The organism is uncultured Campylobacter sp., assembly GCF_938040115.1.
Taxonomy (GTDB): domain Bacteria; phylum Campylobacterota; class Campylobacteria; order Campylobacterales; family Campylobacteraceae; genus Campylobacter_A.
Genome location: NZ_CALHXD010000136.1, coordinates 1 through 1,025 on the forward strand (window position 1 = coordinate 1; position 1,025 = coordinate 1,025).

Below are 1,025 nucleotides of genomic sequence, written 5' to 3' on the forward strand. Positions count from 1 at the left end.
TATAGTTTAAATTTTATAAATTTAAGCTTTGCCCGCCGTCTGGGTTTTAAATTTAGCCTTTTAGGATATGCTCCGCCGCTATCATCGCCGAGCTGATACAATCGGGCGTCGAGCAGCTAGTAAGCCTCGTATATCCGTGCACGCCACCCGTCGCCTCGCCTACCGCGTATAAATTTTTAATAGGCTTGTTATCGTTTATATTAAGGACTTCAAAGTTTAAATTTACCCTTACGCCGCCTGGAGTATAGCTGATGCCCGGAGCCCCGAGTATCGCGTAAAACGGAGCCTTTTCTATCGGAGCGACTTTAGTTAAATCCTTTTTAAAATCGGCATCGGTTTTAGCAGCGACGCTTTCGTTATACCGCTTTATTTCCTCTTTTAAAATTTGCGCATTTAGCTTAAATTCCGCAGCTAGCTCGTCTAGGCTCTCAAATTTTTTCATCTTGCCGGTTTCTATAAATTTTTGCAGCCTTTTTGGATCGTGACTGGAGGCAAATCCCGTCTCGTCAAAGATTATAGTAGGGAACAGATCGCTTTCATTTTTTTGCATATTTTCTAAAATATTATCGGACAAAGTCTGCCTGTCGCCGTCCTCGTTCATAAATCTCTTTGAGTTTTTGCCGTCGACCGCGATCGCGAATATCAAATCCTCCGTCGGAATACCGAAAGAATAGCGTCCCAAACTAAGCTGCACCGGCATCGCGCCCGCTTTTACCATCGCTTTTAGTGCGCCGGCCGTTGCGCCTGGATTTGACGGCGTGGAGGCTAGGGCGAGTCTTGGATTTTGCGCCGCTTTAAAGGCTTTATCCGCCGAAAATCCGCCGCTTGCAAAAATCACAGCCTTTTTAGCTTTATAAAATTTAACGTCTCCGGAAACGTTTTGTGCATCATCGTCGGCTAGGTTTTTATCAAATTTATACTCCTCTCTAACCTTTAGTCCTATCGCCGCGCCGTTTTTATCCAGCACGATTTCATCGACTTTTACACGCTTTAGCGTCTTGCCGCCTTTGCTCTCAAAGTGCGAA

Annotated in this window: 1 protein-coding gene; it reads right to left on the reverse strand. The window is 45.1% G+C overall.

Annotated features, from left to right (window positions below; translation table 11 throughout):
- Positions 1 to 52: 52 nt before the first annotated feature.
- A partial coding sequence (locus tag Q0314_RS05075) for an FAD-binding protein (RefSeq protein ID WP_298057234.1) occupies positions 53 to 1,025 on the reverse strand: 973 nt, incomplete at its 5' end.